Raw genomic sequence first — 25733 nt, 5'->3', positions numbered from 1 at the left:
CCAGACGTATTTTCACAGAAAAACCGAATACAATGGGTGCCGCTGCGCGGAGGGAATGGCCCCATGCATCACAGGCAGTAACATTTTAAGAGGAATCCTGCAAAAAGTGGAGCGACCGAGCCTAGGTTGAGTAACTTAGCAGGTGGAACCCCTGCTTGGAAAGGCGAAAGCCACGCCACCAATAGCGAGTCTTGGAGCGGCAAGGGTAACCCTGCCGTTTAAGCGTAGACAGTTAGGATGCAGGCCTGAAAGTGATGGAGCCTCGAAATGCAGCAAACGGGAAGGTCGACGGGCTCACTTTCCCGGAAGACAACATGACTCCAGCCGAAAAAAAAAAAAAAAGGCGAGGATGGAGGAGCTTCCCCGGGGTCGAAGAGCCAGGCATGTATACCCATGGTTACTCAGCAACTCGGGAGACCCTGACGCTCTTCTGCGAGAGAAGTACTATTTAGGAACCTTTGCAGGAGTATGGCAAACAAGCCGTAACACGTAAGAATGTCAAACGGCGTTCAGGGAGTCGGATTGCCGCATAAGACCTGTGAAACCCCTGTAATGGGGGCGGAGGAAAGGCAGGCGACACCCCATCAATCTTGGTAAGGACACATTGGCCACACACAGAGGTGGGAAAAAAAAATGGAAACGAAATTAACAAGAATAGCAGAAATGGCCAAAGCAGATCCGAAGTTACGGTTCAACTCCATCGGACATCTCATTGACACAGAAGCATTAAAGAGAAGTCACAAAGAGATGAAACCGGGAAAGGCAACCGGAGTCGATGGATCGACCAAAGAGACGTACGAAGCCAACGTGGAAGCGAATGTAACACACCTGGTGGACCGGTTAAAGCGAAGAAGCTACAGACCTCAGCCCGCGAGAAGAGTGTACATCCCAAAGGACGGGAAAAACATGCGGCCCCTAGGAATTCCTGCGTATGAAGACAAACTGGTGCAACATGCGCTGAAAAGAGTACTGGAAGCCATTTATGAACAAGACTTCATGGATTTCTCGTATGGATTTCGCCCGAACCGAAACATGCACAGTGCGCTGAAACATCTAAACCGGGTCATCGAGCAGGGAAAAACCAGCTATGTCGTCGATGCAGACATCTCCGGCTTCTTCAACCATGTAAATCACGAATGGCTGATGAAATTCCTCGAACTGCGAATCGGAGATCCAAACATCCACCGGCTGGTGAGACGGATGCTGAAAGCAGGTATTCAGGAGGATGGACACTTTGAACCGACGGAGGAAGGAACTCCCCAAGGTTCGGTGGTGTCGCCCCTGCTAGCCAACGTCTACCTGCACTATGTCCTTGACCTATGGTTTACCGTGACGGTGAGGAAGCAGTGCGGGGGGCAAGCCGAAATGGTGCGCTTCGCCGATGATTTTGTATGCTGCTTCCAGTACAAAGAAGATGCAGAACGCTTCTATACCGCACTTGTGCTCCGGCTGGAGAAATTCGGGTTAAGCATTGCGGAAGAGAAGACGAAAATCATCGCGTTCGGTCGTTTTGCGGAAGCAGAATCACGGAGGAAGGGCGAAGGGAAACCGAAAACATTCGATTTCCTAGGCTTCACGCACTACTGCGCCAAGAGCCGAAAAGGAACCTTCCGGGTAAAGCGTAAAACGAGTGGGAAGAAATTCAGACAGAAGGTCAGAGCCATGAAGAGCTGGGTCAGGTGGAATCGCCACATGAAGCAGGAGGATTTCCTAGGCGTCATCCGGTCCAAACTGTCGGGACACTACCGATACTATGGAATCACGGATAACTCGGAGAAAATAAAAACCTATTACATGCAAACGCTCGACTTGATCTATACATGGCTAAACCGCAGAAGTCAGCGCAGGAGTTTCACCTGGGAGAGGTTCTACGAAGTGCTAAACGAATTCAGGCTACCTAAGCCGCGGATCTACGTCAATATCTACGATTAAGGCCAATTGTGAACGATGGGGTGAAGAGCCGTATGCGTAAATTGCGCACGTACGGATCTGTGAGGGGTAGGGGCACAATCCACGAAGGAAAGGCCCCGCCTACTCGACCAACAATACTGCCCCAAAGAAGCGTTCTATGCTGAAATCCTGCACGAAATGCAACAAATCCAGCGCTAACTAACTCTAAATACCGAAAATTCTGCAAAAGATGCAACAATGTATCACAGCCAGTAACATTTTTAGAGAAATCCTGCAAGATGTGCAACAATGCGGCTCCAAGCAAGTGGCCGGTGAGAGAGAAAGCCCGGAATTGGCAAGGGATAGGCGGAGCACCGCCCGGATGGAAGAAACACTTCAAAACGTATGCGAAAACCGGCTACAAAAAAGTTCCCGGAGAGTTGTCAGCCTGCCTACTCTGTGATATATTACTAATGATAATGATTATCAATATCATATATACATAGGGGGATTATCTTGCGATACTCTAAACAAAGTCTTGTCCTGATTGTCTTTACTCTCGTCATGGCTGTCCTGCTGGCAGCCTGCGGTTCATCGGGTAATTCCGGCTCTGGCTCCGGGGCGGCAGCGAATGCTCCTGCACCTGCAGCTTCTGAAGCACCCTCTGCTGCTCCGGCTACTGGCGAACCTTCTGCTGAAGCAGAGATGGTTACCTTCCAGGATAGCGCCGGTGAGGTTCAAGTGCCTAAGAATCCGCAGAGAATCGTGGATACTACAGCCTTTTATACAGGATATCTTCTGGCGCTGGGTGTGAAGCCGGTAGGAGTCATGCAAGGAGCCAAGGATAGTCCGTATCTTGCAGAGATGCTTGAAGGTGCAGAAGGGCTTGGTGACGATGTCACCCCGGAGAATATCCTGTCCCTGGACCCTGACCTGATTATTGTGTATACCGGAACAGAAGGCATTGATAAGCTGAAGGAAATTGCGCCTGTGGTACAGATTCAGTATGGCGCCAAGAATTATAAGGATCAGATGCTCGACTACGGCAAGCTGGTGAACAAGAATGATGAAGCTAAGGCCTGGATCGCCCAGTGGGAGGCCCGCATTGCTGAGCTGAAGCCGCAGGTACAGGCTGCTGTTGGCAATAAGACGGTTTCTATCCTGAATCCATATGCCAAGGGGTTGTATGTCTTTGGGCATAACTATGGCCGGGGCGGTGAGATTCTGTATGGGGAGTTCGGGCTGAAGGCTCCCGCAGAAGCGCAGAAGGAGGCCATCGACAGCGGAACTGGCTGGGCTTCCATCTCCCTGGAGAAGCTGCCGGACTTTGCCGGAGACATTATCTTTACCTGTCCGTGGTCAGGGGATACTACAGACCCGAAGATTGTCTATGACAATCCGCTGTGGAAGGGGCTTCCGGCGGTCAAGGCAGGGAATGTATTCCAGTTGAACCCTGCTGCCGATACGTACAATGACCCGATCTCTCTGGAGAAACAGCTGGATTTCATTACGACCAGCCTGCTGTCAGTCAAATAGGGCATTCCTGAAAAAGACAAAAAGCTGCGCCGGTATCAGACTGAAATCTGATACCGGCGCAGCTTGTATAATGATCTAGCCTTATGAAGCCGAATTATTCTACCGGCTGAGCCGCTTCCGAAGCTGTAGCATCTGCCAGCATCTGGCGGAGGACTGTCTGCAGAATACCGCCATTGCGGTAGTAGTCGATATCTACGGTACTATCGAGACGGGCAATGACCGGGAAGTCGAACTGGGTGCCGTCTTCACGGGTAGCAGTGACTGTCAGCTCCTGTCCGGGAAGGACATGGTTGTCAAGACCGGTAATGTCGAAGGTCTCGCGTCCGGTCAGCCCCATGCTGCTCCAGCCATAGCCTTCCTGGAACTGCAGCGGCAATACGCCCATGCCGACGAGATTGCTGCGGTGAATCCGCTCGAAGCTCTCAGCGATGACGGCTTTGACTCCGAGGAGGAGTGTCCCCTTAGCAGCCCAGTCGCGGGAGCTGCCTGTGCCGTATTCTTTACCGGCGATAACGATCAGGTTCTGTCCGGCCGACTGGTACAGCATGGAGGCGTCATAGATCGACATGACCTCATCGCTCGGCAGGAAGGTGGTTACGCCGCCTTCTGTTCCAGGAGCCACTGCGTTGCGGATACGGATGTTAGCGAAGGTACCGCGCATCATCACCTCATGATTCCCGCGGCGCGAGCCGTAGGAGTTGAAGTCAGCGCGTTCCACGCCATGACCCCGCAGATATTCCCCGGCTGGACCGGAAGTAGAGATATTCCCGGCTGGCGAGATGTGGTCGGTAGTGACCGAATCGCCAAGCAGGGCAAGCACACGGGAGCTCTTGATGTCCTTAATGTCAGAGATACCGTCAGCCAGGTGCTCGAAGAATGGCGGATTCTGAATGTAGGTGGAGTTGTTATCCCATTCATACAGCTCGCCTTCCGGTACCGGAATGTTATTCCAGCGTTCATTGGCTGTGAAGACATTCTCGTATTTGCTGCGGAACATTTCCGGACTGAGCGAGAGCGCTACGGCTTCGCGGATCTCGGCTGTAGTCGGCCAGATATCGGCCAGGAAGACAGGCTCACCCTGCGGGTCATAGCCCAGCGGCTCGGTCTTCAGGTCAATATTCACCGTGCCGGCCAGTGCGTAGGCGACAACCAGCGGCGGTGAAGCCAGATAGTTGGCTTTGACCTGGGCATGCACGCGGCCCTCGAAGTTACGGTTCCCGGATATTACGGCGGCAACCGTCATATCATGCTCTGTAATGGCTTCGCTGACTTCATCCGGCAGCGGACCGGAGTTGCCGATACAGGTAGCACAGCCGTAGCCGGCCAGGTAGAAGCCGAGCGCTTCCAGCGGCTTCAGCAGATCTGCCTTCTGCAGGTATTCCGTAACGACCAGCGATCCGGGAGTCAGGCTGCTTTTGACATAGCCCGGTTTGGTCAGCCCGCGTTCTACAGCCTTCTTGGCAAGCAGTCCTGCGCCCAGCATTACGCTCGGGTTAGAGGTGTTCGTACAGCTCGTGATGGCTGCAATGACTACCGCTCCTGTAGAGAGCTTGCTAGTGCTTCCATTCTTGTGCTGAATCTCAACTTCTTCGGCAATCTTCTCGTCGCTGAGGCCATAGCCGCCCTTGTCGACAGGTGTACGGATAATGCCTTCGAAATTCTCCTTCATATGGGTAAGCTCTACCCGGTCCTGCGGACGCTTAGGTCCGGCCAGGCTGGGAACCACAGAAGCCAGATCCAGCTCAATGACATCGCTGAATGTCGGGTCCGGTGTCTCTGCGGTGCGGAACATACCCTGCGCCTTATAATAATCCCCTACCAGCTCTACCAGTTCATCCGGGCGTCCGGTGCTGCGCAGATAGGCCAGTGTCTCCTCATCTACTGGGAAGAAGCCGACGGTTGCGCCGTATTCAGGAGCCATGTTGGCTACTGTCGCCCGGTCTGCCAGACTGATGTTCGCCAGACCCGGACCGTAGAATTCGACGAATTTGCCGACCACGCCTTTCTTGCGCAGCATTTGGGTAACGGTAAGGGCCAGATCGGTAGCTGTAGCGCCTTCCATCAGACTGCCGGTCAGCTTGAAGCCAACGACATCCGGGGTAACGAAATACAGCGGCTGTCCAAGCATTCCTGCTTCAGCCTCAATTCCGCCGACGCCCCAGCCTACTACGCCAAGGCCGTTAATCATTGTAGTATGGGAGTCCGTGCCGACCAGGGAATCCGGGTAGACAACCGTCTCTCCGTCAATGGTCTTGGTGGCCGCAACAGAAGCCAGATACTCCAGGTTCACCTGATGCACAATTCCGGTTGCCGGGGGAACCGCACGGAAATTATTGAAGGCGGTCTGTGCCCAGCGCAGGAAGCGGTAGCGCTCCTCATTACGCTCAAATTCTACGTTCATATTATATTCAAGGGCATCGGCCGTTCCGAACGCATCCACCATAACGGAATGGTCAATGACAAGGTCAACCGGTACAAGCGGGTTGATCTTCTTCGGGTCTCCGCCCGCCTTCTTAACGGTATCGCGCATAGCGGCGAGATCCACAACTACAGGTACGCCGGTGAAATCCTGCAGGACAATCCGGGCAGGAATGAACGGGATTTCCTTATTGCGGTCAATGCCGCCGGACCAGTTGGCCAGCTGTTTGACATGTTCTTCAGTAATTGCCCGTCCGTCATATTGGCGGACAGCCGCTTCGAGTAAGACCTTAATGGAGAAAGGCAGGGAGGAAATGTCGCCTGCACCTTGCTCCTCCAGAGCATTCAAATGATAGTAGCGATAAGTTTTGCCACCTGATTTCAGGTTCTTGGCCAATGAAAAATGGTCCTTGCTTGGCATATATGCGCCTCCTCGTTTCATCTGGTGAAACTACATTTCATAATTCCTATACTTTAAGTATAACGTTTACAATGGGGGGAGTAAAGTTTTTTTTGCTCCTTGATGTAAGGTATATTCAGGGTTTCCACGGATGCATAGAACCGCCGGCTCCCTGACTTCCTTGCAGTTAAATCGCTCCCGCTTCCGTATAGGTGCGAGCAATCCTTCATATACATAGGACAGCAGCCATTGTGGCGGTGAAACCGTGAAGGAATATTCTTAGCTTACATCATATACATTCTTATCTGTGAACGAAAGGGCGGAGGATGAATGGAGCAGCAGTGGAAGAAAAGTCTCTATGTCTATGTGGACCAGCTGAACAAGGGGCGGGTTGCACCTGGCGCCGAACCGCGCCATACCACAATTAGGGACCCCCGGTTCCTGGACGAACAGCGCACGCGTTCCCGCCGGATCGCCCAGTGGTACACCCGCCGGGGCATTACTCCGCTGCGCGGGGAGACGGGGGTGCGGACGCTGCGGACCGTGCGGCAGAATCCTGCCGAGGTGGTCGCCGATGTGGCGCTGCACAGCGCCTTCTATTATGAGAAGGGCGGGATGACACACCGTGAGGATGTGGTGGAGTCGGAGCGACTGACCTTTGTACGTGAAAAAGACGGCTGGGAGATTGTGAACGTGGAGCGCCGCGTACCCGAGCGGAATGGGGTGCGCAAGGTGGTGGAGAAAGATCCGGCACTGCGGCTCTCGGAGTGGGGGGAGGCTCTGCCCGATCCGCGTCCGTCCCAGCCGCTGCTGAACCGCCGTGTCCTGAAGGGCGCAAGCGGCGTAAGGGAGGTGCGGTACCGCAGGGAGGAGGCTGCAGCCTATGCCGACCTCTGGTGGAAGGAGGGGAATCCGGAGTTCGAGATTTTTGAGGTGGACTGCACGAATTATGTCTCCCAATGTCTCTTTGCAGGGGGAGCGCCTATCAACTATACTGGTAAAAGAGAAACGGGCTGGTGGTACAAGGGCTATAATGGAGCCCAGGAATGGTGGAGCTTCAGCTGGGCGGTCTCCGACAGCCTGCAGCGTTATCTGAGCGGGAGCCGTAGCAGCGGGCTGCGGGCGGAGATTGTCGAGCGGCCGGAGCAGCTTCAGCTGGGAGACATTATTCAGTATGACTGGGACGGCAACGGGCATTATCAGCACAGCACGATCGTTACCGCTTTTGATGCTGGCGGGCAGCCGCTGGTGAATGCGCGGACGGTTAGCAGCCGTCACCGTTTCTGGGATTACAAGGATTCCTACGCCTGGACGGACCGGACGGCATATCGTTTTTTTCATATCAATGACTATTTATAGATCAGAAAGAGGTTAGGGCATGGGGAACGCTAAAACTACCGTAGGACTGGTGTACGGCGGCAAATCCGGAGAGCATGAGGTATCGCTGCAGACGGCTTATGCGGTTATGAACGCTTTTGACTACGATAAATATGAGATTATTCCGTTCTATATCTCCAAGCAGGGGGTATGGAAGGTAGGTGCAGTGCTGGAGGCTCCCTTCCCCGCGATTGAGCAGCTTAAGCTCTCCGGGGTGGCTGGTGACATGGGTACAGCCCTGAATGCCTTGTTCAGCGGGCTCAGCGGAGGCGAGCAGGTAATAGACGTCATGTTCCCGCTGCTGCATGGTACGAACGGCGAGGATGGCACCATTCAGGGACTGTTCGAGATGGCGAATATCCCGTATATCGGTGCAGGGGTGCTGGCTTCATCGGCGGGTATGGATAAGGTAGTTATGAAGAAGCTGTTCGGCGAGGCGGGGCTGGATCAATGTGATTACTGCTACTTCAATGCTGCGAACTGGAGACAGCGCAAGCATGAGCTGATTGTAGGTCTGGAGGATAAGCTGGGATATCCGGTATTCGTCAAGCCTGCCAACCTGGGCTCCAGCGTAGGAATCTCCAAGGCCACGGACAAGGAAAGTCTGATCAAGGCTGTGGATTATGCCTTCCGTTATGACACGAAGGTGATTATTGAGGAGTTCGTGGATGCGCGGGAAGTGGAGGTGGCGGTACTCGGCAATGAGGAGCCGGAGGCCTCGGTTCCGGGTGAAATCGTCTCTTCCGGTGAATATTATGATTATGCGGCCAAATACACGGACGGCAAATCACAGATGCTGATCCCGGCACCTGTCGATCCCGAGGTAGCGGACCACTTGCGCGAGTCGGCGATACTGGCCTTCAAGGCTATTGAGGGCAGCGGAATTACCCGGGCCGACTTCTTCCTGCGGAAGTCTGACGGCAAGATTCTTATTAATGAAGTGAATACCATGCCAGGCTTCACCCCGTTCAGCATGTATCCTCTGCTGTGGCGTGAGACCGGTGTGTCCTATAAAGCGCTGCTGGACCGTATGATCGGGCTGGCGCTGGAGCGTTACCGGTTCAGACAGGGCCTGAAGTACGATAATGAATAAACCACGTTGATCGGCGGGAGCATTCCGGCCGGGAAGGAGAGAGAAGCATGGGGTTTCAATCAGAATTCAATTCGGTGTGCAAGTTCAAGAATGAGCAGGAGCTGTACGAGCTGCTGGAGTACGGACGTACCAAGATGGTGAAGCAGGGCTTCCGTGTCTATCCGACCGGCCAGAAGGTGATCGCCTATACCCCGGAGAATGTAGCGGTGGCCATTGTCAAAATTTCTGCGTCGATTGCTGAAATCAATTTTCAGGGCAATGAGGTTACGGCGGTGGAAATGGATCTGGTCCGGAAGCTGAATGAGGAAGAGTCGCGCGTTCAGACGGCTCTTGCCTACGAGATGTTCTTCGGGGAAGAGGGATGATTGTCCGCTTCGGCTATGTTGCCATGTCTACGGTGATTCCTGACTGTTCTCCCTCCAAAACGATGACGATGGCAAGCTTCAACAAGCTGGGCGACCGGGAGGCGGGCCTTCGTAAGCTGGAATCCATCGCCCGGATGAATCTGCATAATACGCTCCGTCTGCTGAAGCATAATGTCGGATCGGATATTAAGGTCTACAGGCTCACCTCCAAGCTGGTTCCGCTGGCCACCCACCCTGATCTGGCGGACTGGAATCCGCTGGCTGCTCTTGCGGAGGAATTCGCTAAGGTGGGCAGCTATGTGAAGAAGCACGGGCTGCGCGTCAGCTTCCACCCGGATCACTTCACGGTGCTGAGTACGCCGCGGCCGGAGGTGCTTGCAAGCTCGATCCGTGATCTGCAGCATCATACGGACATGCTGGACGCGATGGGGCTGCCGGCGACGGCTAAGAGCAATATCCACATCGGCGGCGCTTACGGGGACAAGCCTCTGTCTGCGGAACGCTTCTGCGTACAATGCTCCGCGTTGCCGCTTGCGCTTAGAGAGCGGATGACGCTGGAGAACGACGACAAGACGTTCAACGCGGTAGAGACGCTGGAGGTTTGCCGCAGAATGGAGCTGCCGATGGTGCTGGATATCCATCACCAATGGGTCAACAATGAAGGTGAGCTTCCCTGGGAGCTGTGGCCGGAGATCCTGAAGACATGGACAAGCCCTCTGGCACTGAAGGATGTACCGCCCGGAGGGCAGCTGCCGCCGAAGATCCATGTGTCCAGCCCGCGCAGCCCGTCTGATCCGCGCAGCCATGCCGATGGGGTGGAGCCGGCACCGCTGGTTGCTTTTCTGAAGCGGATTGCTGCGGACACTCCCGCCGTAGATGTGATGATTGAGGCGAAGCTCAAGGATGGGGCCCTGTTCGGTCTGATGGAGGAGATGAAGGGACTGTCGGAAGGCGGGAATGGAATTATGGTACTAAACGGAGCGAGTGTGAATATAGAACCATAACTGGCAAAAAACTTGCCGGCCAGGCCCGTGAGCGGCACCAGTCATGACTTGATAAACCGGCCGAAATGAGGTACGTTGAAAGAAAGTTGAGCAGTCATGTTCTAAGGCAGAGAAAGGGTATCCTGCGGAAACAGCGGTCCCCGGGAGAACAATCATGCGCAAAGAAAGCGGAGTGAAGAGATGAGTCCTGTAAGTCCTGATAACCGAAATGAACGGCAGCCCTATGTAGTTACAAGCAAGGGACATACGGCGGCAGCCATCAATGCTGCGGCCAAAGCGGGGGAATGGATCAAGAGCAGACAAGGCCAGGTGAAGGAGCTGGGCAGTAAGACATCGGCCCAGGATCTGGTCACGGAGGTCGATAAGGGTGTGGAGCAGATGATCCGCCGGCTGATCCTGACCCATTATCCCGACCATGCCATCCTTGGCGAGGAGGGTGTTGAGCCTGGTGCGGAGGCACTGACGGCCGCGCTGGATGAAGCACGGGAGCATGAGTATCTGTGGATCGTCGATCCGATAGACGGCACGACTAATTTCGTGCACGGCTTCCCGTTCTATTGTGTATCGATTGCTCTGGTTGTTAAGGGAGAGCTTACGGTAGGCGTGATCTATGATCCGATCCGGGACGAGATGTTCGTGGCGGAGAAGGGGAAGGGCGCATACATGCACGGGATTCCCACGAAGGTATCGGCTGAGACTCTGCCGGGTAACAGCCTGATCGCCATGGGCTTCCCGCCGGACCGCGTGGTGGCCCAGCCGGCGAATATGGCCGGGCTGCAGCAGATTATGCCGCAGGTCCGCGGCATTCGTGCCGGAGGATCGGCGGCACTGCATCTGGCTTATGTTGCTGCCGGACGAGTGGACGGGTATTGGGAGGTTGGACTGAGCCCTTGGGACTGCGCAGCGGGGGTGCTGCTGGTGCTGGAATCCGGCGGCAAGGTCACGAATACGCTGGGTGATCCCTACGATATCGGCACACGCCATGTAGTCGCAAGCAATGGACGAATTCATGATTATCTGGTTACGTCCCTGCAGGCCGCAGATGCTACAGGCTTCAAGAAGCAGTAGGAGGGCTTACACCGTTATGAATGAGAATGAAGATCTGGAGCGGAGGCTAAGCGAGCTTCTGGAGGACGGCGAGATGGAGCAGGCGGACCGGCAGGCCAAGGAGATCCGTCAGATTTCGCCCAAGTATGAGATCCGCATACAGACTACACTTGACCCCATAGTCGAAGAGACGCTTCGTTACCGCAAAATCGCCTATGAGCTGGATGACCGGTATGATAAATATGTGAAGCGCTCAGACCAGGCAAGCGGTCCGCCCAGCACTAGCGAACCGAAGAAATCTTCAGAATCCGGCAGCGGAGAGCGATAAGCTGCTGTTATCCACAGGAGCGGTTTTCCGAATTATCGGGAGACCGCTCTTTTGCGCAAAGATCAGCTGTTGAAACGTTATCTGCTATAAAAAGACGGCAAAGCTGTTTCCACAGGAGCTGGGCGGGATGTTAGAATAGAATTATACTAATTTAGGAGGAATACGATGCTGAAGACATGGAGAAGGTTAATATCAGCTTCTGCTAGCGGACTGCTGTTGTTCACCGTATTAATCAATGTGCATGCAGGTCCGGCGGTTGCCGCTGCAGCAGCCGTGGCGCAAGGAACGGAGCAGGATGTCTTTCGCATCGTGGCACTTGGAGATTCTATTACTGCCGGGTATGAGCCGGGGATGACTGATCCCTCCGTGAAGCCGTACGGATACGCTGAGCGATTACTGGAGCAGGGCTGGTACCGCGGCAGAAGTGAGCTTAAGAATTATGGCATTTTGGGCCTTAAGACAGCGGGACTCCTTCAATATACCGGAGCGATTAAGGACAGCGCGGTAATTACGCCGGAGGCCATTCAGCCGGGGCTGTCTGATCCGCGTACCTTGCAATTTGCTGCGCTGGCCCCGCAGATTAGAACGGAGCTCGCTGCGGCGGATCTGATTACCATTACCATCGGCGGTAATGATGTCAGCAGTCTGTTCTTGAATTACAAGACGCTGACCGATGCCGATTTCGCTTCCCAGCTTGCGGAGCGTCTGACGGAATACAGCAGTAATGTAACAGCGCTGCTGAAGAATATCCGGGAAGTGAATCCGCAGGCAACCATTCTGCTGGCCGACCAGTATCAGCCTGCTCCGAAAATCGCCCTGGGGGCTTCGTATGACAAGCTGATGAATGCGGCTGCACAGTTCACCATCGCGGCTGAGAATATCGCGGCTACCCTGAACCAGGCAGGCGCTCCGCTTAAGGTAGCTCATGTAGCCGCAAAGTTCGCCGGTGTAGAGGGATCGCTAACTCATATCATCGGAGCCGGGGCGGCAGACTTCCATCCTACGCAGCTTGGATATGAACGGATTGCCACTGTATTCGCTGAAATGCAATGGGGGGAATACCGTACGCCGGCAGTAACGGCGATGGCTTCGGAGACAGCGCCGATGTCCATCGTTGTGAAGGGGAAGGAACTGAATACGCCCAATAAGCCCATTTTGAAGAACGGGCAGAACTTTCTGGCGCTGAAGGATATTCTGAATGCAGTGGGTGCGGATGGCAAATGGGATAACAAAACCTCCAGTGCGACTGTAATTTACGGAGGAAGAACGGTGGTTATTACGATCGGCTCGAAGACCATTAAGGTGAACGGTGCGGATGTAGCGATTGATACTCCAGCTTTTCTGCATAAGGTTGGCAAAGAGGATAAAACCTATCTTCCGCTCGCCGCGCTCGCTACCGGACTGGGCTTCGATGTGAATTACAGCAGCAAGCTGCGGACAGCTTTCATTAATCCTTAATCGCGCATAATCTAACCATAGCATCATCAAATCAGTCCCGTAGTGGAAAAGGTGGATGAACCCAGTTGTCTAGTACAAAGTATAATGCTGATTACATCATCACGATGGAGGATATCATACGGGAAGGCGACCCTGTCCTGCGTACGGTAGCGGAACCCGTACAGCTGCCGCTGCAGGCAGAAGACCGTGGTGTACTGCAGAGCATGATGCAGTTCCTGAAGAACAGTCAGGATGCCGAAATGTCTGCCAAGTATAAGCTGCGTTCAGGGGTAGGCTTATCCGCTAACCAGATCGGAATATCGAAGCGGATGTTTGTCATGTTTTTGAAGGACGATAATGGCAAAAATGTGGAATATACCTGGGTGAATCCCAAGATTATTAGCCATTCGATGGCAATGGTCTATCTGCCGGAGAGCGAGGGCTGCCTGTCTGTGGACCGGCCGGTGCACGGATTCGTACCGCGTTATGAGTCTGTGAAGGTCAGGGGCTTCGATCTGAACGGCGAGGTGGTAACCCAGAAATTCAAAGGCTATCAGGCGATCATCATCCAGCATGAGATGGATCACCTGGACGGAACGATGTTCTATGACCGGATCAATCCGCAGAACCCGTTCAAGCTTCCGCAGGATGTGGAGATCCGCAGCCTGTATGAGCAGAAGAGCAAGTAGACATTAAGCTATGTAGTTGTCGCCTTCACGGGCGGGAGCATCCCGCTTGCCGTACGGCTGGTGACCCCGCTTACGGTGGCAGCGTTGTTTGTGTATGGATGGCGGGAGAATGATAAGCAGTGATTTTATCTGGGGTATTTTTACAAATTATTTCATTGAAATCCGTGCTAATATCATGTAAAGTGGGTATAGTAATATTAAGTTGTATCTCATTCTTAGATACATGCTGGACACGGTAGCGTCCGGTACCCTGCGGGAGGGTCTCACAAAATCCTGGAATATCACCAATCGGCTACCACGTAATCATCATTCTTGGTTTCACGGAATATCATATAAGTATGTCGCTTGAAGCGAGCTGGACATGGTAGCGTCCGGTACCCTGCGGGAGGGTCTTATAAAATCCTGGAATACCACCAATCGGCTACCTTTAATAATAATGTATTGCTCTGATGTCTTTCTCATCAGGGCATTTTTGTTATTAAGAAAATAGTTCTAGGGGGAACATCATTGCTAACTGCCGCAGCTCTTATCGCACTTCAATCGAAACCATCATTTACGGATGTCGAATTACTGCCGCTAAGCGATTTATATTACCAACATCTATATCCAAATGTCTTTGAATTTGGTCTAGCAAGCGGTGAAATAATAATATTGAAGTTCAATTTAGAGGCATTCTGCCATTTACTTGGCCTTAAAAAAACTGTTGAACAGGCGCGAAGGCTCAGCCGGGAAGTGAAGAATGAATACAAGGGAATGGCCGGTTGGAATGCGATTCGTGAAGGGCGGTCAAGCAAAGCAATTATACGTGCGTATGGAGTTTCGTTGGACCCGATGAAAGACAAGATGTTGTTTTTTTATTACTTGCCTGAACTTCTCCGAGTTGGCTCATTAGCAATCAAGTTTGTTCCTTCAGGTTCAACCCGAATTCCTTCTGAAATTATTATTTATAATTTGCATGTTGCAGACAATACATACATCCAAATTGGAATCAGCAAGTGTGACCACGGAAGATGGTACTATCCTGAGACCTTTTTAATTGAGCGTGTCAAAGTTTCTCGGCCTACTAATAAATTTGCCGACCCGCCAAGCACTGTTGTTTCTATCACCAGTCGGAACATTTATCCGCGATATTCTTCTCCAATCCGACCAAAAGTCAGAAGAGCAGCTTGTCAGCTACCAAAGCGTTCAAATCGATTAAGGAAGCACTAGAGTTGAGGCTATTATTCATATATTAAAAACAAACCCCTGCCGCTTAAAGGCAGGGGTTCTCCTATAGGGTCAAAATCGATTACTTCTCCGCCGCCATAGCTGCGAATGAAGCCTCTGCCGCCTCCAGGGTGAGGTCGATGTCGGCATCCGTGTGGGCTGTGGTCAGGAACCACGCCTCATATTTGGACGGGGCCAGGTTGATGCCCCGGCTCAGCATATGCCGGAAGAAGCTGGCGAACAGTTCACCATCGGTATCCTGCGCTTCTTCATAATTCGTAATGGGATGGCTGCAAAAATGTGTGGAGAATGCACCACGAATTCGGTTGATGGTTAGTGGAATACCGTGACGGTCAGCGGACGCCTGAAGTCCTTCGGTCAGGCGGATGGCCAGCCGCTCCATCTCGTCATAGACGCCTTCCGCGCTAAGCACCTCCAGGCAGGCGATCCCTGCCGAGATCGAGGCGGGGTTACCGGCCATCGTGCCGGCCTGATAAGCAGGACCGAGCGGAGCGACCTGCTCCATGACATGCTTGCGGCCGCCGTAAGCGCCAATAGGCAGCCCGCCGCCGATGATTTTGCCAAGGGCAGTCAGATCGGGAATGATCTCCTCATGATTAGCAAGACCGGCATAGGTCTGTGTGGAGCCATAGTGGAAACGGAAGGCGGTAATGACTTCATCATAGATAACCAGGGAGCCGTTCTCGTGCGTCAGCTTGCATAAGCCTTCCAGGAAGCCTGGCTCCGGCATAACCATACCGAAGTTGCCGACAATCGGCTCGACCATAACAGCAGCCACATCCTGGCCCCATTTCTCTAATGCTTCACGCAGGGCATCCAGATCATTGAAGGGAACGGTGATGACCTCTTGGGCGATACTGGCCGGAACGCCTGCGCTGTCAGGGATGCCCAGCGTCGATGGACCTGAACCTGCGGCTACAAGCACAAGGTCAGAGTGGCCGTGATAACAGCCGGCGAATTTGATGATTTTGCTGCGCTTCGTGTAGGCGCGGGCGACGCGGATGGTCGTCATGACGGCTTCTGTACCGGAGTTGACGAAGCGTACCTTGTCCATCGAGGGAATAGCTTCCTTCAGCATCTTAGCCAGCTTGATCTCAAGCCGGGTTGGCGTTCCGTAGAGCAGTCCGTTCTGTGCGGCCTCAGTAATAGCGGCGGTGATATGCGGGTGGGCATGTCCGGTAATGATCGGGCCATAGGCGGCCAGATAATCAATATATTCATTGCCGTCCTCATCCCAAAAGCGTGAGCCTCCGGCGCGTTTCATGAAGACAGGGGCGCCTCCGCCCACGGCCTTGAAGGAGCGGGAGGGGCTGTTCACGCCTCCGACAATATGCTGGAGAGCTTCCTCGTATAACTGTTCTGATGTGCTGCGGTTCATAGCTAATGTTCCTTTCTTCTTGGCTTGCGCCCATGGGAAAGGGCGAACCGCGGCTGATTCCCGCTGTCCGCCCGCCCCGTGTGCCAAGCATGGTTATATTGGATGTTACTTTGTTCCCGGTGAAGCGGAAGGGCTGCTGCCCGGTGAAGCCTCTGCACCAGGAGTTGGCGATGGTTCGGGTGCAGTGAGCGTATCCTCTACGAACTGCTTCAGCGCCCGCTCGCTGCTGAACCCGATCACCTGGGAGCCGTCCTTGAGGGTCTTCTCCCGGATCAGATTCATCGGCGGAATCTGCGCGCTGCCGCCCATAGAGCTGTCATAGCCTACAGCGCCGAGCTTCCACATGTCGCTAATATCAAGATTCGTGTCAATATAAGGTGTAACCTCACCAAGAATGGTCGGCAGCTTGATAATGGAGGTGGTGCTGATCACCTTATCTGCTACAGCCTTAAGGAAGCCGCGCTGGCGCTCTGTCCGGGTGAAATCGGAGGTCGCGTCATGACGGAAGCGCACATACTGCAGAGCCATTTTGCCATCCAGGTGCTGGAAGCCCTTCTTGAGATCGATATCGAACTCAGGCCCGTCCGCCTTGGTGGTATAACGCATATCCTTCTCGACCTCATAATCCACACCGCCTACAGCATCCACCAGCTTCATGAAGCCCTGGAAATCGGTATAGACATAATATTGAATCGGGATACCGAGCAGGTCGCTGACCGTCTGCATCGCCGTGTTGGGTCCATAGGTAATGGCGGCATTGATCCGCTGTGAACCGTGGTCAGGGATGTCAACATAAGTGTCACGAAGAATGGAAAAGACATAGAACTTCTTCTTCACCGGATCAAGTGAGGCGACCAGCATAGTGTCGGAACGCGGCACCTCGCCCTTCTTCACCCCGCGCGCATCCACGCCCATGAGCAGGATATTGACCGGCTCTGTGCCTTCCCATACAGGGGGCTTAACCGCCTCCGCCGAGGCTGTGGGAACATTGGCGAACGGAGAATCTTCACCTGTCTTGTGGAGGTTATCGAGCTGATTGTAAATTGCAGTGAAATAGTAAACCAGACCTCCGATGATTAAAAGGAGTATGATTGCCAGAGTCCAGAGCAGCGTTTTCTTCTTTGACTTGCCGGCTTTGGCGTGCCGGTTCTTTCTTGGTGGCATTTCGTTCGTCCTTTCCAGTTCACATTCTCTACATTATAATTTCTTTTGGGAAGACACGCAATTTCAGAAATCAACAACCACATTAAGAGGAGTGAATAATAAATGAATATCACAGTAGGTGACAAGGTTCCGGACTTCACACTCCCTGCCTCAACAGGGGGCAATATCAGCTTAAATGATTACCGCGGCAGGAAGGTGCTGCTCTATTTCTATCCTAAGGACAGTACCCCGGCCTGCACCCAGGAGGCCTGCGATTTCCGTGATGCCCACGATACGATTGCCGCGAATGGGGCGGTTGTTCTTGGAATCAGTGCCGATCCGCTGGCCTCACACAGCAAATTTATTGCGAAGAATAGCCTGCCCTTTCCGTTATTATCCGATGAGGAGCATAAGGTGAGCGAATTGTTCGGGGTATGGCAGCTTAAGAAGCTCTACGGCAAGGAATTCATGGGGATTGTGCGCTCTACTTTTCTGATTGATGAGGAAGGAATTCTGAGAGCGGAGTGGCGAAAAGTCAGAGTGAAGGGCCATGTGGAGGCCGCATTAGAACAAATCGTGAAATAATTAAGTATGCTGGTAATTAATTGTATTTGTCTGTTACTTTTCTAACAGCTATAGTCAGGCTCACTCGTGATATAGTTGCCTCATATTACTTCAAATTTGGAGCAAGGTATGGGGGATGGCATGAAGAGACTGCGTATTGGGCTTGACGTCGGATCAACTACAGCCAAATTGGTGGTTATGGAACGGGATATCATTATATATCAGGATTATGTGCGTCATTTCAGTGATATAAAAAAAGCGGCGGTTGCCCTGCTCTCAGAGGTGCAGCATAGGTTCCCCGGTAGTGAAGCGGCGCTCACCGTAAGCGGCTCCTCCGGGTTGTCCCTGTCCAAGCTCGGGGAGATTCCGTTTGTCCAGGAGGTCATTGCCTGCACGAGGGCGATCAGCGGACGGATTCCAGAATGTGATACCGCGATTGAGCTGGGCGGAGAGGATGCCAAAATTATCTACCTCAGCTGCGGCATTGAGCAGCGGATGAACACAGCCTGCGCAGGCGGTACAGGGGCATTCATCGATCAGATGGCCTCTCTGCTGCAGACGGACCCTGCGGGTCTGAATGCGCTTGCGGTGAAGCATGAGCGGATCTATCCCATCGCTTCGCGCTGCGGGGTATTTGCCAAGAGCGATGTGCAGCCGCTGCTGAATGAAGGGGCGCGGCGTGAGGATGTGGCGGCCTCGATCTTCCAGAGCATCGTGAACCAGACGATCAGCGGCTTGGCCTGCGGACGGCCGATCCGTGGGCGTGTTGCTTTTCTCGGGGGACCGTTGACCTTCCTGTCCGCTCTGCGGGACCGGTTCACGGAGACGCTTGGACTGAAGGAGGAGGAGGTGCTGTTCCCGGAGCACTCGCAATATTTCGTCGCCATCGGTTCGGCGCTTGCCGGGTCAGATCCCGTATTCCTGCCGCTCAGCGGCTGGATCGCCCGGATCATGGCTGTAGACTTCTCGCAGGACCGCGCGGAGGATGCAGAGCTGGCGCCGCTGTTCAGAGCGCCGGATGATCTGGCACAGTTCAGACTTCGTCACAGTCAGGCTACAGCACCGCGTTCCGCGCTGGCTGCCTACTGGGGGCCGGTCTATCTGGGCATTGATGCCGGCTCTACCACGACCAAGCTGGTGGTTACCGGAGCGGCGGATGAGATTCTGCATACCTTTTACGGGAGCAATGGAGGCAATCCGCTGCAGTCGGTTACGGACGCGCTGAAGGAGCTCTACCGGATTCTGCCCTCAGGCTGCTACATTGCGGGAGCTTACGCAACCGGTTATGGAGAGGGTCTGGTTAAGGCGGCGCTGCGGATGGATGGCGGAGAAGTAGAGACGGTGGCCCATTACAAGGCAGCCTCCCGGTTCATGCCGGAGGTCGACTTCATCCTCGATATCGGCGGACAGGACATGAAGTGCATCAAGATCCGCGGGGGAGCGATCGACAGCCTGATGCTTAATGAGGCCTGCTCGGCGGGCTGCGGCTCCTTCCTGGAGAGCTTCGCTTCCGCACTGGAGCTTGGCATAGAGGAGTTCGCCGCTGCGGCACTCGAATCGAAGGGACCGGTGAATCTCGGCTCGCGCTGTACTGTATTCATGAATTCCAAGGTGAAGCAGGTTCAGAAGGAAGGGGCTTCCCTTGCTGATCTCTCGGCCGGGCTGGCCTATTCCGTGGTGAAGAATGCGCTGCAAAAGGTGATCAAGATCCGTAATCCCGAGGATTTGGGCCGGAATATTATCGTCCAGGGCGGCACCTTCTACAATGAAGCCGTCCTGCGGGCTTTTGAGCTGCTGACCGGAAGAACGGTAGTCAGACCTGATATCGCCGGCGTGATGGGCGCTTACGGCTGTGCGCTGATAGCCAGAGAACAGGCTGCCCCGGAAGGAATCAGCACGATTCTCGGACCGGAGGAGCTGGAGGGCTTCCAGTATTCAGTCGCTCCAGGCCGCTGCAGCCGCTGTGCCAACAACTGTGCGCTGACCATCAGCCGGTTCCCGGACAAGAGCTTCCATGTGACGGGGAACCGCTGTGAACGCGGCGCAGGCGGCAAGAAAGAGAAGAACACGCTGCCGAACCTGATGCAATATAAATATGAGCGGTTCTTCGCGTATGAGGGCCTGCCTGAAGTGGCAGCGCTCCGGGGAACGGTTGGACTTCCTCGCACAATGAATATGTTCGAGAATTACCCGTTCTGGCATACCTTTTTCACCTCGCTGCGCTACCGGACCGTGCTGTCTCCGAAGTCTAGTAAGAAGCTGTATGAGAGCGGAATGGATACCATTCCTTCGGAATCCATCTGCTATCCGGCCAAAATGGCCCACGGGCATGTACAGCAGCTGATCGGCCAGGGCGTGGACTTCATCTTTTACCCGGCGGTGGTGTATGAGAAGAAGGAGGATGATGCGGCGCAGAATCACTTCAACTGCCCGGTGGTTGCCTCCTACCCCGAGGTGATCCGCAATAATATGGACGGTCTGAAGGAGCAGGGGGTTCCGCTGGTCAGCCCGTTCCTGACCTTCGACGATATTCCGGCGCTGACCCGGGTGCTGGCGCGAACCTTCGCCGAGGTACCTAAGGAGGAGATTGCGTCTGCTGTCCAGGCAGGACTGGCGGAAGCGGAGCAGGCGAAGAACGATGTGCGCACCAAGGGCGAGGAGACGCTGGTCTTCCTCACGGAGACAGGTACGAAGGGGATTCTGCTCTGCGGACATCCGTATCATGCCGACCCTGAGATCAACCACGGGATTGCCGATATGATTACCGGTATGGGGCTTGCGGTGCTGACCGAGGATTCGATCTGCCATCTGGACCGCAGCGAAGGGGATGTTGGCGTAGTGAACCAGTGGACCTACCATGCGCGGATGTACCGTGCGGCCCGGCTGGCAGCGGGAAGAAGTGATCTGGAGCTGGTCCAGCTCACCTCCTTCGGCTGCGGGATCGATGCGATTACCTGCGATGCGGTTCAGGAGATTATGGAGCGTCACAACAAGGTCTATACGCTCATCAAAATCGATGAAATCAGCAATCTCGGAGCCGCGCGGATTCGCCTGCGTTCGCTCCAGGCCGCAATGCGTGAGCGCGAGAGAGGTGAGGTTAAGCCGCAGCTGCTCTACAAGCCGCAAGCCAATGTGCCGTTCACCAAAGAAATGAAGGATACCTATACCATCCTTGCCCCGCAGATGTCGCCGATTCATTTCGAGCTGTTCGAACGGGTCTTCCAGGATGCGGGCTACCGGCTGAAAATTCTGGAATCGACCGGTCCGCAGGAGACGGAGGAAGGCCTCCGGTACGTCAACAATGATGCCTGTTATCCGGCGATTGTAACGATCGGGCAGATGCTGTCGGCACTGAAGAGCGGCGATTATGACCCGGACCGGACGGCTGTAATCATGTCGCAGACCGGCGGCGGCTGCCGGGCGACGAACTACATCTCTCTGCTGCGCAAGGCGCTGAAGGATGCCGATCTGGGGCAGATCCCGGTGATCTCCCTGAATGCCTCCGGGATGGAGAACCAGCCGGGCTTCCGCATCAGCCTGAAGCTGGCGAACCGCCTGATCGCCGCAGCCTGCTACGGAGATCTGATGATGCGCCTGCTGCACCGCTTCAGACCGTATGAAGCGGTGCCGGGAAGCACAGAGGCCTTATTCCGCCAAGGAATGGGACGCTGCAAGGGCAGCCTGTCGAACTTCTCGTTCCGTGAATACAAGCGTCTGACCCGTGAGATTGTTGCCGGGTTCTCGCGGCTGCCAGTTATCTCAGCGGATAAGCCCAAGGTGGGCATTGTCGGGGAGATTCTGATCAAGTTCCATCCGGATGCCAACAATCATATCATCGACATGATAGAGGCGGAGGGCGGAGAGGCCGTGATGCCTGATTTCCTGGACTTTATTTTCTATTGTGTCTACAATCCGATCTACAAGGCCGAGCAATTCGGCAAAAGCAAGCGGCTGGGCTATATCAATCCCATGCTGATCTCCTATCTCGAAATCTACCGCAAGCCGGTCAAGATAGCGCTGGAGCAGGCTGGACTATCCAAAGGCCGGGAGAATATCTACGGTCTGGCCGAGAAGGCAAGCCGCCTCGTGTCGGTCGGCAACCAGATGGGCGAAGGCTGGTTCCTGACGGCTGAGATGATGGATCTATTGGATAACGGCGTGAACAATATTGCCTGCATTCAGCCGTTTGCCTGCCTGCCGAACCATATTACCGGGCGCGGGATGATTAAAGGGCTTAAGGATCTATATCCTGGTGCGAACATCGTCGCCATTGATTATGATGCCGGAGTCAGCGTGGTCAATCAGGCCAACCGGATCAAGCTGATGATGTCGATTGCCAGCGGCCTTGCCGCCGGTACCCAGCCGTCAGCGGACGATCTGGCACAGCTGGTGCCAGTCCTGGCCGGTAGTGTGGGCTGCCAGGGGTAGAGCAAGCCGCCTGCGGATAAGCAGCGGTTGAATAGATAAAGAGCGGACCGGAGGAAACTCCGGTCCGCTTGTTTGCCTTCCAGGGCTCAACCCCCATGTGTGCGGAGAACCGAACACATGCGGCCCGCAGGAGGCAAGTGGAGAGAATGTAGTCGAAAAACCGACTACATGGAGCAGGCACGGAGCACGTGGGTCAAATGTAGTCGGAAAACCGACTACATGAAGCAGGCGCGGAGCACGTGGGCCAAATGTAGTCGAAAAACCGACTACATGAAGCAGGCGCGGAGCACGTGGGCCAAATGTAGTCGGAAAACCGACTACATGAAGCAGGCGCGGAGCACGTGGGCCAAATGTAGTCGAAAAACCGACTACATGGAGCAGGCGCGGAGCACGTGGGCCAAATGTAGTCGAAAAACCGACTACATGGAGCAGGCGCGGAGCACGTGGGTCAAATCCTCCGGATACCCCGGAGTCACTTCTGCAGCTTCTGCTTCACCCGCATCGCTTTGTTCAGATGGACGAAGTTATGCCGGGTGGCCGGCATCAGTACCTGACCGGCAAAGGTCTTGCCGCCCCAATAATCCATTAGCCACTGCTCGCTGTCGAGTACCGCTTTCTCCTCCCGGACTCTCTCGAACTGCGCCGGAGTTGCCTTCATCCCGAGCTGTCCCGGCTCCAGAGCGGATAGGATGGAACGTGTTCTGCGGGCGACATCGCGCCGGTACTCGGATAGCGCTCCGAGGTTCACCTCTCTACTGAGTGCAGCAAGATCCTGTTCACTCATTCCGTTGCCGGAATGAACGTAAGGAACCCCCAGCCTCCGGGCATACTGACCGGAGTATAGCACCTGCTCACGGTCTGCCCCCAGGATGTTCATGGTGATATCCTCTATTCGTGCACTGTGCCACAGATGCCAGATTATAGAATTACGGCTGCCGGGTGTCTGCACCGGGTAGCTGCGCGCGGTGGACTCCAGCAGCTGGTCCCATAAGGCATCCTCATAGGTTGCCTGTTCCCCGTTGCCTTCTTCAGAGGCGTAGAGGGAGGTATGCAGCTCCAGAATGATAGCGACTGCTTCAGTATGCGCCTCCGGCTTGGTGATGATCCTGGACAACATTTTATGCTGCCTGTTCCAGTGATTTCGTTGTTCTGTATTCATGTTTAATCCTCGCTTTCCGTAATTTTCAGAAAATTTCTGCAAGAAAACCATTGACGGATAAATAGGTAAATAGTAAAATAGTTCGCATGCGAAGTATTATTGTGCATTTGTGCATTATGCTTGTGGAGGGATAAGGCTTGGAAGAAAAGGAAAAGCAACTGGACGATATTCTGTCCTCTTTCCGCTGCATCACCCATAATTTCCAGCAGCTTCTGTGGAAGGATGCAGAGGAGCTTAACATCACATCTACCCAACTGATGGTATTGCGTAAGTTATCCTTGCATCCAGATATCGGGATCACGGAGCTGGCCGATCTTCTGCATCTGGGCAACAGCGCAGCCAGCGGTGTAGTGGACCGGATGGTGAAGGCCGGACTGATTACCAGAGAACGCTCGCAGAGCGACAGACGAATATTTAAGCTGGCGATGACTGAGAAGGGCAAGGAGATCCGTCTGCTCAGCAGGCAGTCACTCCGAAGACATTTGCAGCCCTTGGCAGACATTCCTGCGGAGGATGTACAGGAGCTGCTGCGGCTGCATGGTGAAATAATCCGAATTCTAGAACAAGGGAGAGACAACAAGAAGCTATGAGTACAATTACAGCCGGTAATGCACCGTCCAAGACGGTCCGCAGAGGCCCGATTATCGCAGCGCTCCTGATCGGCGCCTTCGTGGCGCTACTCAATCAGACGCTGATGAATGTGGCGCTGCCCAAAATGATGGAGGACCTGAATATCCTCGCCAATACGGCCCAATGGCTGACGACAGGGTTCATGCTGGTTAATGGTGTGCTCGTGCCGATCAGCGCCTATCTGGTGGAGAAATTTACGACCCGCCAGCTCTTTACGACGGCAATGATGTTATTTTCGATAGGTACACTGGTCTGTGCAATAGGAACAGGCTTTGAGATGATTATGGTCGGCAGAGTCATTCAGGCTGTAGGTGCCGGAATTCTGATGCCGCTGATGAACATTGTGTTCCTGCGTATCTTCCCGATTGAAGAACGGGGCAAGGCGATGGGACTGATGGCGGTTGCGATGATTTTTGCTCCGGCTGTCGGCCCTACCTTGTCCGGCTGGGTTGTGCAGAACTATTCCTGGCGCGTGCTGTTCTACATCGTGCTTCCGCTGGCCATTTTCTCAATGCTGCTCGGCATGAAGACTATGCAGAATGTAGGTAAGCTGACTTCTCCGAAGCTGGATAAACCGGGTGTGATTCTGTCTACACTGGGCTTCGGCGGGCTGCTCTACGGCTTCAGTGATGCCGGAACAGACGGTTGGGGAAGCACGACCGTTATTCTCTGCCTGATCCTGGGTATCGTGTCCCTGGGGCTGTTCGTATGGCGTGAGCTGACCACGGATAAGCCGCTGCTTGAGTTCCGCATTTTCCGCTACAACATGTTCTCCCTGACTACCGTGATCAACATTATCGTCACTATGGCTATGTATGCAGGGATGATCCTGCTGCCGATCTATCTGCAGACCATCCGCGGCTTTACACCGATGGAATCCGGACTGATGCTGCTCCCGGGTGCGGTTCTGATGGGCGTGATGTCACCGATCACCGGAATTATATTTGATAAAATCGGAGCCAGATGGCTGGCGGTTATCGGCCTTGCCATCACCACTGTAACGACCTGGGAATTCAGCCAGATCAGCACCACTACCACTTATACTCATCTGATCCTGACGTATACGGCCCGCATGTTCGGGATGTCGATGCTGATGATGCCTATCGTCACCGCCGGTCTCAACCAGCTGCCGCAGCGTCTGGCTTCTCATGGTACAGCCATGTCCAACACCCTGCGTACCGTGGGCGGTGCACTGGGGATGGCCCTGTTCGTCAGCCTGATGACCAACCGTACGAAGAGCAACATTACCGATGCACTGGTAAGCGGTGCGGTGTCGAAGACCGATAAGGCTGCGATGCTGAAGCTTACACAGGAAGCAACGATTAACGGGATTACCCATGCTTTCGCTGTAGCAACCTGGGTGACTGTTGTTGCCCTGGTGCTGGCGCTGTTCATCCGCAAGACCTCTCCGCAGCCCGACTTCCTGAAGACGGAAGAAGCGGAAGGCGGACAGCCGCAGCCGAACCTGACGAAATCACAGAGAGCATAATCCTGAATAAAAAAAGACGATCCGCTATAACCGTTAACGGTTGCCGGATCGTCTTTTTGCGTCTGCGAACTAGGGTGGAATTGCCCCACTGTCCTTCATCCTCCCCAGTCTCCCAGTCAAAAACCGGCTTC

At 54.3% G+C, this 25733-nt stretch carries 19 protein-coding genes; 15 read left to right on the top strand and 4 right to left on the bottom strand.

Annotated elements, in window-relative coordinates:
- The first annotated feature begins 633 nt into the window (after positions 1 to 633).
- Together ltrA and MKY64_RS24290 are read left to right on the top strand one after the other, a co-directional pair.
- On the top strand, positions 634 to 1932 hold the full coding sequence (gene ltrA, locus MKY64_RS24295; RefSeq protein WP_340950427.1) for a group II intron reverse transcriptase/maturase: 1299 nt from the start codon (positions 634 to 636) through the stop codon (positions 1930 to 1932).
- A gap of 474 nt (positions 1933 to 2406) precedes the next feature.
- Positions 2407 to 3426 carry an ABC transporter substrate-binding protein gene (locus MKY64_RS24290; protein ID WP_340956312.1) on the top strand — a complete coding sequence of 340 codons (1020 nt, stop codon included), beginning with the start codon at positions 2407 to 2409 and terminating at the stop codon, positions 3424 to 3426.
- 94 nt (positions 3427 to 3520) lie between these two features.
- Here the strand turns inward: MKY64_RS24290 and acnA are convergent, their stop codons facing one another.
- Positions 3521 to 6265 (bottom strand): aconitate hydratase AcnA, encoded by a 2745-nt coding sequence (gene acnA, locus MKY64_RS24285; protein ID WP_340956309.1) that lies wholly within the window; start codon positions 6263 to 6265, stop codon positions 3521 to 3523.
- Positions 6266 to 6574: 309 nt separating this feature from the next.
- Between acnA and MKY64_RS24280 the strand changes: the two genes are divergently transcribed.
- The 9 genes from MKY64_RS24280 (at position 6575) to MKY64_RS24240 (ending at position 14793) form a co-directional block, all read left to right on the top strand.
- On the top strand, positions 6575 to 7603 hold the full coding sequence (locus tag MKY64_RS24280) for an amidase domain-containing protein (RefSeq protein WP_036723791.1): 1029 nt from the start codon (positions 6575 to 6577) through the stop codon (positions 7601 to 7603).
- 19 nt (positions 7604 to 7622) lie between these two features.
- On the top strand, positions 7623 to 8714 hold the full coding sequence (locus MKY64_RS24275; protein ID WP_209877841.1) for a D-alanine--D-alanine ligase: 1092 nt from the start codon (positions 7623 to 7625) through the stop codon (positions 8712 to 8714).
- Between the two features lie 47 nt (positions 8715 to 8761).
- Positions 8762 to 9079 (top strand): hypothetical protein, encoded by a 318-nt coding sequence (locus MKY64_RS24270; protein ID WP_036723794.1) that lies wholly within the window; start codon positions 8762 to 8764, stop codon positions 9077 to 9079.
- Positions 9076 to 10083: a UV DNA damage repair endonuclease UvsE gene (gene uvsE / locus MKY64_RS24265; protein ID WP_340956304.1), complete on the top strand. Its 1008-nt coding sequence runs from the start codon at positions 9076 to 9078 to the stop codon at positions 10081 to 10083. The genes MKY64_RS24270 and uvsE overlap by 4 nt, the downstream gene beginning before the upstream one ends.
- Positions 10084 to 10263: 180 nt before the next feature.
- A complete protein-coding gene (locus tag MKY64_RS24260; RefSeq protein WP_036723796.1) occupies positions 10264 to 11151 on the top strand; it encodes an inositol monophosphatase family protein in 888 nt (295 codons plus the stop codon).
- 16 nt (positions 11152 to 11167) lie between these two features.
- Positions 11168 to 11458 carry a hypothetical protein gene (locus tag MKY64_RS24255; RefSeq protein ID WP_036723798.1) on the top strand — a complete coding sequence of 97 codons (291 nt, stop codon included), beginning with the start codon at positions 11168 to 11170 and terminating at the stop codon, positions 11456 to 11458.
- A 165-nt stretch (positions 11459 to 11623) separates the two neighbouring features.
- The gene (locus MKY64_RS24250) at positions 11624 to 12916 is read left to right on the top strand and encodes a stalk domain-containing protein (RefSeq protein ID WP_340956301.1); all 1293 of its coding nucleotides are present in this window, start codon (positions 11624 to 11626) and stop codon (positions 12914 to 12916) included.
- A gap of 104 nt (positions 12917 to 13020) precedes the next feature.
- On the top strand, positions 13021 to 13584 hold the full coding sequence (gene def, locus MKY64_RS24245) for a peptide deformylase (RefSeq protein ID WP_340958159.1): 564 nt from the start codon (positions 13021 to 13023) through the stop codon (positions 13582 to 13584).
- A gap of 507 nt (positions 13585 to 14091) precedes the next feature.
- A complete protein-coding gene (locus MKY64_RS24240) occupies positions 14092 to 14793 on the top strand; it encodes a PBECR4 domain-containing protein (RefSeq protein ID WP_339312632.1) in 702 nt (233 codons plus the stop codon).
- A gap of 79 nt (positions 14794 to 14872) precedes the next feature.
- Here the strand turns inward: MKY64_RS24240 and MKY64_RS24235 are convergent, their stop codons facing one another.
- Both MKY64_RS24235 and MKY64_RS24230 read right to left on the bottom strand, forming a co-directional pair.
- Positions 14873 to 16189: a glutamate-1-semialdehyde 2,1-aminomutase gene (locus tag MKY64_RS24235; protein WP_340956298.1), complete on the bottom strand. Its 1317-nt coding sequence runs from the start codon at positions 16187 to 16189 to the stop codon at positions 14873 to 14875.
- Positions 16190 to 16294: 105 nt separating this feature from the next.
- The gene (locus MKY64_RS24230; protein WP_076084760.1) at positions 16295 to 17353 is read right to left on the bottom strand and encodes an LCP family protein; all 1059 of its coding nucleotides are present in this window, start codon (positions 17351 to 17353) and stop codon (positions 16295 to 16297) included.
- Between the two features lie 102 nt (positions 17354 to 17455).
- On the opposite strand from MKY64_RS24230, the gene bcp reads away from it, so the two are divergent.
- Positions 17456 to 17917, top strand: coding sequence for a thioredoxin-dependent thiol peroxidase (gene bcp, locus MKY64_RS24225; RefSeq protein WP_036723803.1), 462 nt, complete (start codon positions 17456 to 17458; stop codon positions 17915 to 17917).
- 120 nt (positions 17918 to 18037) lie between these two features.
- Positions 18038 to 22324 carry an acyl-CoA dehydratase activase-related protein gene (locus MKY64_RS24220; RefSeq protein WP_340956294.1) on the top strand — a complete coding sequence of 1429 codons (4287 nt, stop codon included), beginning with the start codon at positions 18038 to 18040 and terminating at the stop codon, positions 22322 to 22324.
- A 472-nt stretch (positions 22325 to 22796) separates the two neighbouring features.
- On the opposite strand, the gene MKY64_RS24215 is transcribed toward MKY64_RS24220, so the two are convergent.
- Entirely contained in the window at positions 22797 to 23483 is a 687-nt protein-coding gene (locus MKY64_RS24215; protein ID WP_340956292.1) for a DinB family protein, read from the bottom strand.
- A 137-nt stretch (positions 23484 to 23620) separates the two neighbouring features.
- Here MKY64_RS24215 and MKY64_RS24210 point away from each other — a divergent pair, with 137 nt between their 5' ends.
- Both MKY64_RS24210 and MKY64_RS24205 read left to right on the top strand, forming a co-directional pair.
- Positions 23621 to 24073, top strand: a complete 453-nt coding sequence (locus MKY64_RS24210; protein ID WP_036723807.1) for a MarR family winged helix-turn-helix transcriptional regulator — start codon at positions 23621 to 23623, stop codon at positions 24071 to 24073.
- The gene (locus MKY64_RS24205) at positions 24070 to 25602 is read left to right on the top strand and encodes a DHA2 family efflux MFS transporter permease subunit (RefSeq protein WP_036723809.1); all 1533 of its coding nucleotides are present in this window, start codon (positions 24070 to 24072) and stop codon (positions 25600 to 25602) included. Before MKY64_RS24210 ends, MKY64_RS24205 begins: the two co-directional genes overlap by 4 nt.
- Positions 25603 to 25733: the final 131 nt, after the last annotated feature.

Source organism: Paenibacillus sp. FSL R7-0210 (assembly GCF_038009085.1).
Taxonomy (GTDB): domain Bacteria; phylum Bacillota; class Bacilli; order Paenibacillales; family Paenibacillaceae; genus Paenibacillus_AQ; species Paenibacillus_AQ silagei.
Note: the sequence above shows the minus strand (reverse complement) of the source record. Positions and strands in the feature narration are given on the sequence as shown.

Excerpts from the sequence above, each read along its gene's own strand:
- ltrA (WP_340950427.1), top strand. The coding sequence starts at position 634 with ATGGAAACGAAATTAACAAGAATAGCAGAAATGGCCAAAGCAGATCCG.
- acnA (WP_340956309.1), bottom strand. The coding sequence starts at position 6,265 with ATGCCAAGCAAGGACCATTTTTCATTGGCCAAGAACCTGAAATCAGGT.
- MKY64_RS24280 (WP_036723791.1), top strand. The coding sequence starts at position 6,575 with ATGGAGCAGCAGTGGAAGAAAAGTCTCTATGTCTATGTGGACCAGCTG.
- MKY64_RS24275 (WP_209877841.1), top strand. The coding sequence starts at position 7,623 with ATGGGGAACGCTAAAACTACCGTAGGACTGGTGTACGGCGGCAAATCC.
- MKY64_RS24270 (WP_036723794.1), top strand. The coding sequence starts at position 8,762 with ATGGGGTTTCAATCAGAATTCAATTCGGTGTGCAAGTTCAAGAATGAG.
- uvsE (WP_340956304.1), top strand. The coding sequence starts at position 9,076 with ATGATTGTCCGCTTCGGCTATGTTGCCATGTCTACGGTGATTCCTGAC.
- MKY64_RS24260 (WP_036723796.1), top strand. The coding sequence starts at position 10,264 with ATGAGTCCTGTAAGTCCTGATAACCGAAATGAACGGCAGCCCTATGTA.
- MKY64_RS24255 (WP_036723798.1), top strand. The coding sequence starts at position 11,168 with ATGAATGAGAATGAAGATCTGGAGCGGAGGCTAAGCGAGCTTCTGGAG.
- MKY64_RS24250 (WP_340956301.1), top strand. The coding sequence starts at position 11,624 with ATGCTGAAGACATGGAGAAGGTTAATATCAGCTTCTGCTAGCGGACTG.
- def (WP_340958159.1), top strand. The coding sequence starts at position 13,021 with ATGGAGGATATCATACGGGAAGGCGACCCTGTCCTGCGTACGGTAGCG.
- MKY64_RS24235 (WP_340956298.1), bottom strand. The coding sequence starts at position 16,189 with ATGAACCGCAGCACATCAGAACAGTTATACGAGGAAGCTCTCCAGCAT.
- MKY64_RS24230 (WP_076084760.1), bottom strand. The coding sequence starts at position 17,353 with ATGCCACCAAGAAAGAACCGGCACGCCAAAGCCGGCAAGTCAAAGAAG.
- bcp (WP_036723803.1), top strand. The coding sequence starts at position 17,456 with ATGAATATCACAGTAGGTGACAAGGTTCCGGACTTCACACTCCCTGCC.
- MKY64_RS24220 (WP_340956294.1), top strand. The coding sequence starts at position 18,038 with ATGAAGAGACTGCGTATTGGGCTTGACGTCGGATCAACTACAGCCAAA.
- MKY64_RS24215 (WP_340956292.1), bottom strand. The coding sequence starts at position 23,483 with ATGAATACAGAACAACGAAATCACTGGAACAGGCAGCATAAAATGTTG.
- MKY64_RS24205 (WP_036723809.1), top strand. The coding sequence starts at position 24,070 with ATGAGTACAATTACAGCCGGTAATGCACCGTCCAAGACGGTCCGCAGA.